This window comes from Streptomyces sp. NPDC047515, from assembly GCF_040643055.1.
GTDB lineage: Bacteria > Actinomycetota > Actinomycetes > Streptomycetales > Streptomycetaceae > Streptomyces.
In genome coordinates, this window is the sequence record NZ_JBEYTM010000019.1 from 46,772 (window position 1) to 61,413 (window position 14,642).

Genomic DNA, 14,642 nt, shown 5'->3' on the forward strand with positions numbered 1-14,642 from the left:
GACCACGGAACCGATACCTGCGGGGGCAGGGGTTCGTCGGTCCGACCGAAGAGGAATGACGGATCACGGGGGAAGCACCTTGACCGAGATTGCCGAGATCACGGAGAAGATCAGCGAGCGGGCCGACGGGCCCGGACCGGCTCCCGGAGCGACCGCGCTCGGCGCGCCCGTCGGGGGACTCGTGCCGTACACCGACGCGTTGCCCGTGCCGCCGGTGCTGCGCCCGCGGAGCGGCGACGTGCTCCGCGAGACCGAGATCGCCCTGTCACCCACCTGGGTGCGGCTGCACGCGCAGCTGCCGCCGACCCTGATGTGGGGGTACAACGGCACGGTGCCGGGGCCGACCATCGAGGTACGGCGCGGGGAGCGGGTCAGGATCGCCTGGACCAACCGCATCCCCAGGGGCAGCGAGTACCCGGTCACCGCCGTGGAGGTCGGCCCGGTGAAGCCGGGCGAGCCGCTGCCGCACAACCGGCCCGGACGCGACGGGGCCGAGCCGAACGCGGACGTGGCCGCGCTGCCCGCCTGGACGGTGACGCATCTGCACGGCGCGCAGACCGGTGGCGGGAACGACGGCTGGGCGGACAACGCCGTCGGCTTCGGTGACGCGCAGCTCTCGGAGTACCCGAACGACCACCAGGCCGCCCAGTGGTGGTACCACGACCACGCCATGAACATCACCCGGTGGAACGTCTACGCGGGGCTCGTCGGGACGTATCTGATCAGGGACGACGAGGAGGACGCGCTCGGTCTGCCGTCCGGCGAGCGGGAGTTGCCGCTGATCCTCGCCGACCGCAACCTGGACACCGACGAGGACGGCCGGCTCAACGGGCGGCTGCTGCACAAGACGACGGTGGTCGTGGAGGCCGACCCGGAGACCGGGAAGCCGGTGTCCATTCCGTTCCTCGGTCCGTACACGACGGTCAACGGCCGCATCTGGCCGCATCTCGACGTGGACGACGCGTGGTACCGCTTCCGGCTCGTCAACGCGTCCAATGCCCGGATCTACGATCTGGTGCTGGTCGACGACGAGAACAACCCGGTCCCGGGCGTGATCCGGCAGATCGGCAGCGACGGCGGGCTGTTGCCGCGCCCGGTGCCGGTCGACTTCGACGAGGTGCTGCCGCAGCTGACGGTCGCCCCGGCCGAGCGGATGGATCTGCTGATCGACTTCTCGGCGCTGGCCGGCCGCCGGGTCCGCCTGGTCAACCGGGGCAGGCTCGCGGCGGGGGTGCCGGATCCGGCGGCGAGTGTGCCGTTCCCGCAGGTGATGGAGTTCCGGGTACGGGAGACGGGGCGGCGGCGGGACGAGTTCGAGCTGCCCGAGGTGCTGTCCGGTTCCTTCCGGCGGTACGAGCACGGCCGGGTGGAGCACGGGCACCGGCTCGTCGTGCTGACGGCACCGGGCACGGTCGGGGGCGGCGGCCACCCGGAGATCTGGGAGATGGCCGAGGTCGAGGACGCCGATGTGCGGGTGCCCTCGGACGGGATCATCCAGGTGCGGGGCGAGGACGGCACGGTGCGCACGTACCGCAGGATCGCCCGGACGTTCAACGACGGGCTCGGGTTCACCGTCGGCGAGGGCACCTTCGAACAGTGGTCGTTCCTCAACCTGGGCGGCCCGACGCATCCGATGCACATCCATCTGACGGACTTCCAGGTGATGGGCCGGGAGGCGTACACGCTGGACGGCTTCGATCCGGCGGTCGGCGGAACCCGCTCCCCCGTGGCGTTCGACCACGGCACCAAGATCCCGACGCCGCCGAACGAGCAGGGCTGGAAGGACGTCTTCCGGGTGCCCCAGGGGCAGTTGGTGAAGGTGCTCGGCACGTTCGACGGGGCGTACGGGCGGTTCATGTACCACTGCCATCTGCTGGAGCACGAGGACATGGGCATGATGCGGCCGTTCGTCGTGATGCCGCCGGAGGCGATGAAATTCGACCACGGCGCCGGGCACGGCGGCCACCAGGGGCACGGCGGCTGACCGGCCGCCCCGGCTCCTGCCGGCTGCCCCCGCGGGCTCATCCCGCGGGGGCAGTTGTGTGTCCGGGCCCCGCGGACCCGCCTGCCGCCCGCGTGTGCCGGAAGGACGCGGGCCCGCGCCGGTCTCCTCGGACGGCCCGCGGTACGGGCCTCAGGGCGCGAGTACGTCCAGCTCGTGCAGGGCGCCCACCGCGATCTCCTTCGTCAGCCGCTCCGCCGCCACCTCGTCGCCCTCGCGCACCGCTTCGGCGAGCCGGACGTGGAGGGTGACCGCGGCCGGGTCCGGATCCTCGAACATCACCTGGTGGTGGGTGCGCCCCGCCAGGACCTCGGCGACGACGTCGCCGAGCCGGGCGAACATCTCGTTGCCGGAGGCGTTGAGCACGATCCGGTGGAACGCGATGTCGTGCTCCAGGTAGCCCTCCAACTGCTGGCCGCGCGAGGTGGCGACCATGCCGAGCGCGCACTCGGTGAGGGCCGCGCACTGCTCCGGGGTCGCGTTGCGGGCGGCGAGGCCGGCCGCGACCGGTTCGATCGCCGAGCGCAGCACGGTCAGGGACCGCAGCTGGCGCGGGCGGTCGGCGCCGGCCAGCCGCCACCGGATGACCTGCGGGTCGTAGACGTTCCACGCCTCGGTCGGACGCACGGTCACACCGACCCGGCGCCGGGACTCGACCAGGTGCATGGATTCGAGGACGCGGACCACTTCGCGTACGACCGTGCGCGAGACGTCGAAGCGCTGGGCCAGCTCGTCGGTGCGCAGTACCTGCCCCGGCCGGTGCTCCCCCGCGGCGATCTCCAGGCCCAGGGTGTCCAGCACATGTGTATGCAGCCCAGGGCCCGGTGTGGTCATGGCCACCAGCCTACGGGGCCCCCTTCAGGAACAAAAAGTACGACGTTTATGTCACAGCATCTTGAATAAGTCGTACGTATGAGTTTCAGTAGCGCGACGGACCGATGTCGAGGAAGACGTCGAAGAGGACAGCGAGGCACCACCAATGAGCACCCCCCACGTCGTCGTGGTGATGGGCGTCGCAGGGACCGGCAAGACCACGATCGGCCCCCTGCTCGCCGCCGAGCTCGGCGTTCCGTACGCCGAGGGCGACGACTTCCATCCCGCGGCGAACATCGCCAAGATGTCGGCCGGCACACCGCTGGACGACTCCGACCGGTGGCCCTGGCTCGATGCGATCGGCCAGTGGGCACACGGTCGGGCGGGGCTCGGCGGGGTGGTGAGCAGCTCGGCGCTCAAGCGCGTCTACCGGGACCGGCTGCGGGCCGAGGCGCCCGGCGCCGTCTTCCTCCACCTGACCGGCGACCGGACCCTGATCGAGGCGCGTATGGCGGAGCGCAAGGGCCACTTCATGCCCACCGCACTGCTCGACTCGCAGTTCGCCACCCTGCAGCCGCTGCAGGAGGACGAGGCCGGCGTCTCGGCCGATGTGTCCGGCACCCCCGAAGAAATCACCCAGCGAGCCGTCGCCGCGTTGCGCCGGCTCGACAACTAAGGATCACCACCGTGACCGGTCTCAGCGTCGAGATGCTGGCAGCGGACGCCGTCGAACCCATCACTTCGGCAGGCAACGCGCAGTTGGGCATCGCAGTCCTGGCGGGCATCGCCGTCATCGTTCTGCTCATCACCAAGTTCAAGATGCACGCGTTCCTCGCGCTGACCATCGGCTCGCTGGCGCTCGGCTCCTTCGCCGGCGCCGCACCGGCCAAGACGATCGCCAGCTTCACCGCCGGCCTCGGCTCGACCGTCGCGGGTGTCGGTGTCCTCATCGCGCTCGGCGCCATACTGGGCAAGCTGCTCGCCGACTCCGGGGGCGCGGACCAGATCGTCGACACCATTCTCGCGAAGGCGAGCGGGCGGGTCATGCCGTGGGCGATGGTCCTGATCGCCTCGATCATCGGCCTGCCGCTGTTCTTCGAGGTCGGGATCGTGCTGCTGATCCCGGTGGTGCTGCTGGTCGCCAAGCGCGGCAACTTCTCGCTGATGCGGATCGGCATCCCGGCACTGGCCGGCCTCTCCGTGATGCACGGGCTCATTCCGCCGCACCCCGGCCCGCTGGTGGCGATCGACGCCCTCGGCGCCAACCTCGGTGTCACGCTGGCACTGGGTGTGCTGGTCGCCATCCCGACCGTGATCATCGCGGGCCCGGTCTTCTCCCGCTACGCCGCCCGCTGGGTGGACATCAAGGCTCCGGAGAAGATGATCCCGCAGCGGCCGTCGGAGGAGCTGGAGCGTCGTCCCGGCTTCGGCGCCACCCTGGTGACGATTCTGCTGCCCGTCGCGCTGATGCTGGTCAAGGCCCTGGTCGACATCGTCGTGGACAATCCGGAGAACCACGTCCAGCGGATCACCGATGTGATCGGCTCGCCGCTGATCGCGCTGCTCGCGGCCGTCATAGTCGGCATGTTCACGCTGGGCCGGGCGGCCGGTTTCTCCAAGGGCCGGCTCTCCACCACCGTCGAGAAGTCCCTCGCCCCGATCGCGGGCGTGCTGCTCATCGTGGGTGCGGGTGGCGGTTTCAAGCAGACCCTCATCGACGCCGGTGTGGGTCAGATGATCCTGGACTTCTCCAAGGACTGGTCGATCCCGGCGCTGCTGCTGGGCTGGCTGATCGCTGTCGCGATCCGGCTCGCGACCGGTTCGGCGACGGTGGCGACCATCTCGGCGGCCGGCCTGGTCGCCCCGCTGGCCGCGGACATGTCCACGTCCCACGCCGCCCTGCTGGTCCTCGCCGTCGGCGCGGGCTCGCTCTTCTTCAGCCATGTCAATGACGCCGGGTTCTGGCTGGTGAAGGAGTACTTCGGAATGAACGTCGGTCAGACGATCAAGACCTGGTCGGTGATGGAGACCATCATCTCCGTGGTCTCGCTGGTCTTCATCCTTCTGCTGTCGCTGGTCCTCTAGCGAGCGGCGGCCCGTACGGTCCTCCCCCCCCAGCGCATGCGGGGACCGTGCCCAGTGGCGCTCGACCGACCCGGTACGCATGCCACGGCATGCCTCCGGGTCGGCGAGCGCCATCGCCATGTGCCCGGCCGGCACGATCCCGATCGCGAGCGCCAGCCAGTCATGGACGAAGGTCGCGCTCGTGCGCCACACCAACGGCGCGAGGCCGGTGAACCACATCAGCGCCCCGGTGCCGGTCGTCACCAGGACCGCGCCCGCGATCCAGGCCGCGTACAGCTTCTGTCCCGCGTTGCGCCGGGGGCCGCGGGCGCCTGCCCGTACCCGATGTCAACTCCGCCCGTTCACCACACAGTTGACGCCCACCGATCGGGTGCGCGTCCCGGCGCCGCGCCCGGCCGAACATGTCAGACTTGGTGCCATGTCGAACCGTGAACCTCTCAAGCCTTTTCTGCTCACCTTCCCCGGACCGCTGCGCGACCGGTTGGTGGGGGCGGTGCTCGCCGGCGAGAAGGTGTCGACGACCGGGTTGCTCGCGGAGTACGAGGCGGAGAAGGAGGAGCTGCCTCCCGTGGGTGAGCGGTCCGCGCTGATCGACTCGGACGGCCGGGAGATCGCGGTGCTGGAGGTGACGGAGGTGCGGGTGCTGCGCCTCGGGGACATCGATCTTCAGCATGCGATCGACGAGGGCGAGGGCGACACCTCGGTGGCCGAGTGGCGTGCGGGGCACGAGAAGTTCTGGCACAGCCAGGAGATGCGGGAGGCGCTCGGCGACCCGGAGTTCACGGTCGACGACGACACCATGGTCGTCGCCGAACGGTTCCGGGTCGTCGAACTGCTCGATCCCGTCGTGGGCGCGGCGGAACGGTAGACGGGACCCGTCGGGCCCCCTACGGCCGCGGGGCGGGGATCTCATGGCAGGTCAGGGGTGGGACGACGGTGCCGGGACGGCCGGTGCGGGCGAAGGCGGTCCAGGTGGCGCGCATCGCCCGGCCCAGCTCTTCCACGTCCTCCCAGGTGCTGTCCCCCAGCATCGGGGACTGCCGCCAGGCGGCCCGGGAGCCGAGGAGCAGCGGCAGTTCCACGCAGTGGGTGGCGCCGAACGCGGATCCTGCCGGGCGCCAGTCCAGTCGGTAGGCGTGGACGCGGGCCCCGGCCCGCGCGAGCCGTCGGCCGAACGCGGCGAGCGGTTCGGCGTACATCCGGCGGGTCGGCTCGGCCGGGTCGCCGTTCTCGCTCTTCTCGCCGGGGAAGGCGGACATGTCGTCCGCGTTCCAGCCGTACATGATGTCCATCCCGCGTACGTGCGTGTCGAGCCCGGTATGGCCCGTCCCGACGGGTCCGAACGGTGGTTCCAGGGTGGAGCCGGAGCGTTCCCGGTGCTCCAGGGCGGTGTCCCGTTGGGCCGCGAGGAGGGCGGCGGGGTCGACGGTCCGCGGGTCGGCTCCGGGGGCGTGGACCGCGAGCCATTCGGTGAAGATCCGGCCGAGGGCGGCGGCGTCGGCCCGGGACCGTGTCGCGATCGCCAGCGGTGCGCTCTGCAGGATCGCGCGGTGGAACAGCCCCTGGGCCTCGGGCAGCGCCATCAGCAGCCGGATGGAGAGCGCCCCGGCGGACTGTCCGAAGACGGTGACGTCGTCGGGATCGCCTCCGTACCCGGCGATGTGCGTGTTCACCCAGCGGAGCGCTTCGAGCTGGTCGTACAGGCCGAGGTTGCCCTCGGCGAGCCCGTCGAGGCAGAGGTATCCGAGCGCGCCCAGGCGGTAGTTGACGGACACGACGACGACCTCGCCCTCGGCGGCGAGTGCGCCGCCGTCGTACCAGTCCATGAGGCCCGCGCCGCTGCTGAACCCGCCGCCGTGGAACCAGACCATGACCGGCCGCGCCGCGGTGTCGCGGGCGGGTGTGGTGACCGTGAGGTTCAGGCAGTCCTCGCCCTGCGGGCGCCGGTCGTGCGGTGGCCCCATGACCGCGTCGAGCCGGGACGGCAGTTGCGGGCAGATCTCACCGCTCGGCGGGCGGGTGTCGTGACCGCCCACCGGTCGGGGCCGCGCGAAGCGTTCGGCCACGGCGTAGCGGACCGGGCCGGACCGGACCACGGCGGGGCCCGTCACGCGCTGCCCCCGGAGAGCGATTCCACCGGGGCCCGCAGGGGCTCGGGCGCCTCTTCGGGCACCAGACGGAACAGGGCCACGGCGCCGGCCAGGCTGACGGCGCAGATCCCGACGAGGTACCACGTCACCCCGGTCGACGACCCGCCCGAGTTGAGCAGCGCCGTGGAGATCATGGGGGCGAGACCGCCGCCGAGGATGGCGCCGCTCTGCAGGATCATCGAGGAGCCCGAGTAGCGGACGTTGACGGGGAAGGTGTCGACGATGATGCTGCCCTGCACACAGTGGGTGACCGGAATGATGAGGCCCATCCCGAGCAGAGCCACCACCGCGAGCGCGGAGTTGCCGGTGTCGAGGAGCGGGAAGAAGGCGACGCACCAGGCGAGGATGGCGGCGGATCCGGCGATGAACATCGTCCGCCTGCCGTGCCGGTCGGCAAATGCCGTCCACACCGGAATGGTCACGAACCACAGGGCCGCCGCGGCGGTGACGCTCACGATGAGGAACTGCTTGTCGTAGTGGAGGTGCTGGGAGCCGTAGGACAGGGTGAAGACCATGAACACATAGGCGACGGCCGAGTTCGCCACAACGGCGAGCAGGGTCAGCGCGAGCCTGGGGAAGCCGACCTTGAGGGATTCGGCGAGCGGGAAGCCGACCACTTCGCCCTGGGCGCGGGCGCGGGCGAAGGACGGGGATTCCGTCACCCGCAGCCGGATCACCAGGCCCACGGCGACCAGTACGAAGCTGAGCAGGAACGGGATGCGCCAGCCCCACGAGGTGAACGCGTGGTCGCCCAGGACCGAGTTGGTGACCAGGAAGACGACGTTGGCCAGGACCAGTCCGCCCGGTGTACCCATCTGCGGGAACCCGGCGTACAGGTTCTTCCTGCCCTGTGGTGCGTGTTCCATCGACATCAGGGTCGCTCCGGCTCCCTCGCCGCCGAGTCCGATGCCCTGGACGATACGCAGGGCGACCAGGAGGACCGGGGCCCAGAAGCCGATGGTGTCGTAGCTCGGGATGGCGCCGATGAGCGTGGAGCCGATGCCCATCAGGACGAGGGAGACCACCAGCGTCGCCTTGCGGCCGATGCGGTCTCCGTAGTGGCCGAAGACCAGACCGCCGAGCGGACGTGCGATGAAACCGACGGCGAAGGTGCTGAAGGCGGCCAGGGTGCCGGCGGCCGGGCTCAGCGAGGGGAAGAACTGCTGGTTGAAGATGAGCGCCGCGGCCGTGCCGTAGAGAAAGAAGTCGTACCACTCCAGCGTGGTGCCTGCGAGCGTGGCGAGGGCGGTTCTGCCGGCAGTGGCTCGGGCGCCGCCCGAGCGTTCTTCGCGAGGTGAAGTGTTCACGGGGTGACCTATCACTTGGATGGCGGGCTGTGGGCGGTTCGCCCCGGACAGCCGCTACGACGGCCGGGCTTCACCCGTCGTTAACCGTGGATCCTGGTGCCCTGAGACATGACGCACAAATAACGAATCCGGGACACGGCATACCCGTTTGGATATAGCAGAACACCCTCGCAAGGTCCGGCCTCCCCGTCACCGCACGCGACCCACCTATGCCATTTCCGATATGGCTCCACACAGGAATCGCATTTGTCCGGCATGGCTGTGCCGATCAGAGTGGGAGGCATGACGGCAGAGACTGGGCGGTGGATCCGCAACTTCGTGGCCGGGCGATTCGTGGAGCCCGACGAGAATCGCAGCTTCGACAAGACCGACCCCGCCACCGGCCGGACGTTCGCCCGGGTGCACGAGGCGGACAGGGCGCTGGTGGACCGCGCCGTGGCTTCGGCCCGACGGGCCCTGCACGACGGATGGGCGACGACACCGGTGCGGGAACGCGCGGCACTGCTGCGCCGTGCCGCGGACCGGATCGAGGAGCGCTTCGAGGAGTTCGTCGCGGCGGAGGTCGCCGACACCGGCAAGCCGGTGACCCAGGCGCGGGAGCTCGATGTCGCGCGTGCCCTGGCGAACTTCCGCACCTTCGCCGACGTGGTGGCCGCCGCCGGGCAGGAGTCCTTCCTCACCGATCTCGCGGGCGGCCGGCAGGCACTCAACTACGCGGTGCGCAAGCCGCTCGGCGTCGTCGCGGTCGTCGTCCCGTGGAATCTGCCCCTCCTGCTGCTGACCTGGAAGGTCGCCCCGGCCCTGGCCTGCGGCAACGCCCTGGTCGTCAAGCCCAGCGAGGAGACCCCCGCCACCGCCACGCTGCTGGCCGAGGTGCTCGCCGAGGTCGGGCTCCCCGCCGGGGTGTACAACGTCGTCCACGGCTTCGGCGACGGCTCCGCCGGTGAGTACGTGACCTCACACCCTGGGATCGACGGCGTGACCTTCACCGGTTCGTCCGCCACCGGCTCGCACGTCATGAGGACGGTCGCGCCCCGGGTCCGCCCGGTCTCGTTCGAACTGGGCGGGAAGAACGCCGCAGTCGTCTTCGACGACGTCGACCTGGACGAGGCGCTGACCGGGCTGACCAGGTCGGTCTTCACCAACACCGGTCAGGTCTGTTTGTGCACCGAGCGGGTCTACGTCCAGCGCTCGGTCTTCGACGACATCGCCGAAGGGCTCGCGGAGCGGGCCCGGGGCCTGCGACTGGGCGATCCGACGGACGAGCGGACCACCACCGGACCGCTGATCTCCCAGACGCACCGGGACAAGGTGCTGGGCTGCTTCGAGCTCGCCGAGCGGGCCGGGGCGAACGTGCTCACCGGCGGCGGCGTGCCACAGCTGGGCCCCGGACTCGCGGGCGGTTCCTGGATCGAGCCGACGCTGTGGACGGGGCTGACCAACGCGGACCGGGTGGTGCGCGAGGAGATCTTCGGGCCGGTGGCCGCCCTGATCCCCTTCGACACCGAAGCGGAGGCCGTCGCCCTGGCCAACGACACCGAGTACGGCCTCGCGGCCTCGGTGTGGACCAACGATCTGCGCCGCGGTCACCGGGTGGCGCAGGCCATGAACGTCGGGATGGCCTGGGTCAACACCTGGTTCCTGCGCGATCTGCGCTCCCCGTTCGGCGGTGTCGGGCTCTCCGGCATCGGCCGCGAGGGCGGCGCGTCCTCCCTGCACTTCTACACCGAGCCGACGAATGTGTGCGTACAGCTGTGACCGATCATCACGACCCCGACCTGTCCGCACCGATCGACGCGGCCGTGGCACGCCTGGCGGCCGCGTCCGCCACCGGCACTCCGTGCGCTCCCGTCCGGGAGTTCCTGGGCCGCGACGACATCGATGCCGCCTATGAGGTGCAGCGGCGCCTCGCCGCAGCCAGAAGCGCGGCCGGGGCCCGGGTGGTGGGCGCCAAGATCGGTCTCACCGCCCCTGCCGTGCAGCAGCAGTTCGATGTGTTCCGGCCGGACTTCGGGGTGCTCTTCGACGACATGATGTACGCGCACACCGAACCGCTGCCGCTGAACCGCTTCCTCCAGCCGCGCGCGGAGGGTGAGATCGCCTTCGTGCTCGGCCGGGACATCGACCGGCCCGGCGCGGGCGTCGCCGATGTGCTGCGGGCCACCGACTTCGTGCTGCCCGCCATCGAGATCGTCGACTCCCGGATCACCGGCTGGGACCTGGCCATCACCGACACCGTCGCCGACAACGCCTCCAGCGGCGCGGTCGTGCTCGGCACCACCGCGTACCCGCTGAGCGGGCTCGACCTCTCCCGGGTCGGGATGGTGCTCCATCGGGACGGTGAGCCGGTCTCCTTCGGCGCCGGCCACGCCTGCCTCGGCTCCCCGGTCGTCGCCGTTGCCTGGCTGGCGCGTGAACTGGCCGCCCGGGAGCAGCCGTTGCGGGCCGGGGACGTGGTGATGTCCGGGGCGCTCGGCCCGATGGTGCCGATCAGCGGTCCGGGCCGGTACCGGCTGGCACTGGACGGACTCGGCGAGGTCGAGGCAGTCATCGAGGAGGAGACCCAGTGAGTTCCACCGCATCCGGCACCGTTCCGGTCGCCGTCATCGGGTCCGGCAACATCGGAACCGATCTCATGATCAAGGTGCTGCGGCTCTCCGAGTCGCTGCGCATGGGTGCGATGGTGGGCATCGACCCCGACTCCGACGGGCTGGCCCGCGCCGCCCGGCTGGGGGTCGCCACCACGCATCGCGGCATCGACGGACTCGCGGCGATGCCCGAATTCGCCGGCATCAAGGTGATCTTCGACGCGACCTCGGCCAAGGCCCATGTGCGCAACGCGCGGCTCGCCGCGGAGCACGGCAAGCTGATGATCGACCTCACCCCCGCGGCTCTCGGGCCGTTCGTGGTGCCGTCGGTCAATCTGGACGAGCATCTGGACGCGGCAGACGTCAACATGGTGACCTGCGGGGGCCAGGCGACCATTCCGGTCGTGGCCGCCGTCTCCCGGATCGCGCCGGTCGCGTACGGGGAGATCGTCGCCTCCATCGCGTCGAGGTCGGCCGGTCCCGGCACCCGGGCCAACATCGACGAGTTCACCGAGACGACGAGCGAGGCGATCCGGCTCGTCGGCGGCGCCGAGGCCGGCAAGGCCATCATCGTCCTCAACCCCGCGGACCCCCCGCTCGCCATGCGCGACACGGTCTTCTGCCTCGTCGAGGGCGAACTGTCGGGCGCGGACCGGGACCGGATCGTGGCCTCCGTACAGCGGATGGCGCGATCCGTACGGGAGTACGTGCCCGGCTACCGGCTCAAGCAGGACGTGCAGTTCGACCCGGTCGAGGACACCCTCGTCCCGGCCCTCGGGCGACGGGTCACCGGGGTCAGGGTCTCGGTGTTCCTGGAGGTGCTCGGCGCCGGCCACTACCTGCCCGACTACGCCGGCAATCTCGACATCATGACCTCCGCCGCGGTCCGCACCGCGGAGAAGGTCGCCGCACTCCGAGGATGGGTGACCTCATGAAGCTGTACGTCCAGGACGTGACCCTGCGCGACGGCATGCACGCGATGGGGCACATGTACACCGTCGACCAGGTGCGCCGGATCGTCGCCGCGCTCGACCGCTCCGGCGTCGCCGCCATCGAGGTCGCGCACGGCGACGGTCTCGGCGGATCGAGCGCGAACTACGGGTTCGGCGCGCACAGCGACGAGGAGTGGATCGAGGCCGCGGCGGACGTCCTCGAACACGCGAAGCTGACGACACTGCTGCTGCCGGGCATCGGCACCATCGACCATCTGCGCCGCGCCCACGCCCTCGGGGTGCGCAGCGTACGCGTCGCGACGCACTGCACCGAGGCCGATGTCGGCGCGCAGCACATCTCCTGGGCCCGGGAGAACGGGATGGACGTCTCGGGGTTCTTGATGATGAGTCATCTCAACTCCGCCGAGGGGCTCGCCCGGCAGGCCCGGCTGATGGAGTCGTACGGGGCGCACTGTGTCTATGTCACCGATTCCGGTGGGCGGCTGACGATGCGTGAGGTCGCTGCCCGGGTCGACGCGTACCGCGACGTGCTGGACGAGTCGACGGAGATCGGCATCCACGCGCACGAGAACCTCTCGCTGTCGGTCGCCAACAGTGTGACCGCCGTGGAGCACGGCGCGTACCGCGTCGATGTGGCGCTGGCGGGGCAGGGCGCGGGGGCCGGCAACTGTCCGGCGGAGCCGTTCGTCGCCGTCGCCGATCTGCTGGGCTGGGAGCACGGCTGCGACCTGTTCGCGCTCCAGGACGCCGCCGACGACATCATCCGCCCGCTGCGCGACCGGCCGGTGCAGGTGGACCGGGAGACCTTGACGCTGGGCTACGCCGGTGTCTACTCCAGCTTCCTGTTGCACGCCGAACGCGCGGCGCGGCGCTACGGGGTCGACACCCGCCAGATCCTGCTGGAGGTCGGCCGGCGCCGGATGGTGGGCGGCCAGGAGGACCTGATCGTGGACATCGCACTGGACCTGGCCGCGCGGCGCGAGGCCCTGACGGAAGGGAACGACAAGTGATTTCGGCGGAACTGACGGGCATACTGGCGCAGCGGCTGGACACGGCGCAGACATCCCGCACCGACACCCCTAGCCTCGCCGACAGCCATGAGTTCGACATCGACGACGCGTACGCCGTCCAAGCCGCGTTGCTGGCGCTGCGGGTGGCGCGCGGCGAGCGGATCGTGGGCGCGAAGCTCGGGTTCACCAGCAAGGCCAAGATGGCGCAGATGGGCGTCAGCGATGTGATCGTGGGCCGGCTCACCGACGCGATGCGGATCGCGGACGGCGACGAGGTCGACCTGTCGCGCTTCATCCACCCGAAGGCGGAGCCAGAGGTCGCCTACCGGCTCTGCCGGGACGTGGACCTGGACGACCCCCTGACGGACATCGGGTCCTGTGTGGACGCGATGGCTCCGGCCATCGAGATCATCGACTCGCGGTACCGGGACTTCCGTTTCACGTACACCGATGTCGTCGCGGACAACACCTCCGCGGCCGGTTACGTGATCGGCCCGTGGCGGGCCGTGGAGAGCGTCGCCAACCGTGCGGTGCGGCTGCGTACCGCGGCGACGGAGGCGGTGGGTTCGACCGCCGCGATCCTCGGTGACCCGGTGCGCGCGCTCCACGCGCTGCTGGACATGTGCCGGCGCCGCCGGATTCCGCTGAAGGCCGGGCAGGTGGTGCTGGCCGGGGCGGCCACGGCGGCCGTGCCGCTGGTGGCCGGGGTCACCGAGTGCGAGGTGGCGGGCGTCGGGTCCGTCGCGGTGAAGGGGTTCTGATGGACGGTGCACGGGTGATCGAGGGCAGGGCCACGCCGCGTGGCCGGTTCCCTCATGTGAAGGTCGTCGGTGACCTGGTGTTCGTCTCCGGCACCAGTTCGCGGCGGCCCGACAATACGTTCGTGGGCGTCGAGGCCGATGAGTTCGGCACCACGGAGCTGGACATCAGGGCACAGACCCGGGCGGTGATCGAGAACATCCGGGACATCCTCGCCGAGGTGGGCGCCGAGCTCCGCGACATCGCCCAGATCACCACCTATCTGGTGTCCATGAACGACTTCGGCGGATACAACGAGGTCTACGGCGAGTTCTTCGACGAGCGGGGGCCGACCCGCACGACCGTCGCGGTGCACCAGTTGCCGCATCCCCATCTGCTGATCGAGATCCAGGCCGTCGCCCATCTGCCGCGGCCCCGTCAGTCCATCGCAGCGCACAGCACGGAGGTGTCCTCATGACCGTCCTTCCCCCGGTCATCAATTTCCAGGGCTGGATCGCCGAGCACGAGCACCTGCTCAAGCCGCCGGTGAACAACCGCACCATGTCCCTGGGCCAGGACTTCATCGTCCAGATCGTCGGCGGCCCCAACCAGCGGACCGACTTCCACCTGGACCCGTACGAGGAGTGGTTCTACCAGGTCAAGGGCGATATGCACGTCGACGTCATGACCGAGGACGGGCCGCGGACCGTGCACATCCGGCAGGGCGAGGCCTGGCTGCTGCCCGGCAATGTGCCGCACTCCCCGCAGCGGCCCGACGCCGGTTCGATCGGGCTGGTCATCGAACGCGTCCGGGAGGAGGGCACTCTGGAGAAGTTCCAGTGGTACTGCCCCGAGTGCGCCACGAAGATCCATGAGATCGAGCTGCAGGTGCGGGACATCGTCGCGGATCTGCCGCCGGTCTTCGCCGAGTTCTACGGGGACGAGAAGGCGCGCACGTGCCCGAACTGCGGTGCCCTGCATCCCGGGAAGGGCTGA

At 70.4% G+C, this 14,642-nt stretch carries 14 protein-coding genes and 1 pseudogene; 11 read left to right on the top strand and 4 right to left on the bottom strand.

Annotated elements, in window-relative coordinates; all coding sequences use genetic code 11:
- The first annotated feature begins 79 nt into the window (after window positions 1-79).
- Window positions 80-1,984, top strand: coding sequence for an O-aminophenol oxidase PhsA (gene phsA / locus ABZ826_RS17950; protein WP_361448517.1), 1,905 nt, complete (start codon window positions 80-82; stop codon window positions 1,982-1,984).
- 150 nt (window positions 1,985-2,134) lie between these two features.
- On the opposite strand, the gene ABZ826_RS17955 is transcribed toward phsA, so the two are convergent.
- Window positions 2,135-2,836: an FCD domain-containing protein gene (locus tag ABZ826_RS17955; RefSeq protein WP_361448520.1), complete on the bottom strand. Its 702-nt coding sequence runs from the start codon at window positions 2,834-2,836 to the stop codon at window positions 2,135-2,137.
- Window positions 2,837-2,981: 145 nt separating this feature from the next.
- Between ABZ826_RS17955 and ABZ826_RS17960 the strand changes: the two genes are divergently transcribed.
- Both ABZ826_RS17960 and ABZ826_RS17965 read left to right on the top strand, forming a co-directional pair.
- Window positions 2,982-3,491 carry a gluconokinase gene (locus ABZ826_RS17960; protein ID WP_361448523.1) on the top strand — a complete coding sequence of 170 codons (510 nt, stop codon included), beginning with the start codon at window positions 2,982-2,984 and terminating at the stop codon, window positions 3,489-3,491.
- An 11-nt stretch (window positions 3,492-3,502) separates the two neighbouring features.
- Window positions 3,503-4,900: a gluconate:H+ symporter gene (locus ABZ826_RS17965; RefSeq protein WP_361448526.1), complete on the top strand. Its 1,398-nt coding sequence runs from the start codon at window positions 3,503-3,505 to the stop codon at window positions 4,898-4,900.
- A gap of 45 nt (window positions 4,901-4,945) precedes the next feature.
- Here ABZ826_RS17965 and ABZ826_RS17970 read toward each other — a convergent pair.
- A pseudogene (locus ABZ826_RS17970) lies at window positions 4,946-5,191 on the bottom strand (formate dehydrogenase); the annotation flags it as partial.
- A gap of 127 nt (window positions 5,192-5,318) precedes the next feature.
- Between ABZ826_RS17970 and ABZ826_RS17975 the strand changes: the two are divergent.
- Entirely contained in the window at window positions 5,319-5,768 is a 450-nt protein-coding gene (locus ABZ826_RS17975) for an ASCH domain-containing protein (RefSeq protein ID WP_361448716.1), read from the top strand.
- A 19-nt stretch (window positions 5,769-5,787) separates the two neighbouring features.
- Here ABZ826_RS17975 and ABZ826_RS17980 read toward each other — a convergent pair whose 3' ends face one another.
- Window positions 5,788-7,011: a carboxylesterase family protein gene (locus ABZ826_RS17980; protein WP_361448529.1), complete on the bottom strand. Its 1,224-nt coding sequence runs from the start codon at window positions 7,009-7,011 to the stop codon at window positions 5,788-5,790.
- The gene (locus tag ABZ826_RS17985) at window positions 7,008-8,357 is read right to left on the bottom strand and encodes an MFS transporter (RefSeq protein WP_361448532.1); all 1,350 of its coding nucleotides are present in this window, start codon (window positions 8,355-8,357) and stop codon (window positions 7,008-7,010) included. The genes ABZ826_RS17980 and ABZ826_RS17985 overlap by 4 nt, the downstream gene beginning before the upstream one ends.
- 282 nt (window positions 8,358-8,639) lie before the next feature.
- On the opposite strand from ABZ826_RS17985, the gene ABZ826_RS17990 reads away from it, so the two are divergent.
- From ABZ826_RS17990 to ABZ826_RS18020, 7 genes are read left to right on the top strand one after another with little or no spacing between them, the layout of a single operon-like run.
- Window positions 8,640-10,115, top strand: a complete 1,476-nt coding sequence (locus tag ABZ826_RS17990) for a 2-hydroxymuconic semialdehyde dehydrogenase (protein ID WP_361448535.1) — start codon at window positions 8,640-8,642, stop codon at window positions 10,113-10,115.
- Window positions 10,112-10,927, top strand: coding sequence for a fumarylacetoacetate hydrolase family protein (locus tag ABZ826_RS17995; protein WP_361448538.1), 816 nt, complete (start codon window positions 10,112-10,114; stop codon window positions 10,925-10,927). The genes ABZ826_RS17990 and ABZ826_RS17995 overlap by 4 nt, the downstream gene beginning before the upstream one ends.
- Window positions 10,924-11,880: an acetaldehyde dehydrogenase (acetylating) gene (locus tag ABZ826_RS18000; protein WP_361448541.1), complete on the top strand. Its 957-nt coding sequence runs from the start codon at window positions 10,924-10,926 to the stop codon at window positions 11,878-11,880. Before ABZ826_RS17995 ends, ABZ826_RS18000 begins: the two co-directional genes overlap by 4 nt.
- Entirely contained in the window at window positions 11,877-12,908 is a 1,032-nt protein-coding gene (gene dmpG / locus ABZ826_RS18005) for a 4-hydroxy-2-oxovalerate aldolase (RefSeq protein ID WP_361448544.1), read from the top strand. The genes ABZ826_RS18000 and dmpG overlap by 4 nt, the downstream gene beginning before the upstream one ends.
- Window positions 12,905-13,669 (top strand): 4-oxalocrotonate decarboxylase, encoded by a 765-nt coding sequence (locus ABZ826_RS18010; RefSeq protein WP_361448547.1) that lies wholly within the window; start codon window positions 12,905-12,907, stop codon window positions 13,667-13,669. Before dmpG ends, ABZ826_RS18010 begins: the two co-directional genes overlap by 4 nt.
- Window positions 13,669-14,124, top strand: a complete 456-nt coding sequence (locus ABZ826_RS18015) for a RidA family protein (protein WP_361448550.1) — start codon at window positions 13,669-13,671, stop codon at window positions 14,122-14,124. Before ABZ826_RS18010 ends, ABZ826_RS18015 begins: the two co-directional genes overlap by 1 nt.
- Window positions 14,121-14,642, top strand: a complete 522-nt coding sequence (locus tag ABZ826_RS18020; RefSeq protein ID WP_361448553.1) for a 3-hydroxyanthranilate 3,4-dioxygenase — start codon at window positions 14,121-14,123, stop codon at window positions 14,640-14,642. The genes ABZ826_RS18015 and ABZ826_RS18020 overlap by 4 nt, the downstream gene beginning before the upstream one ends.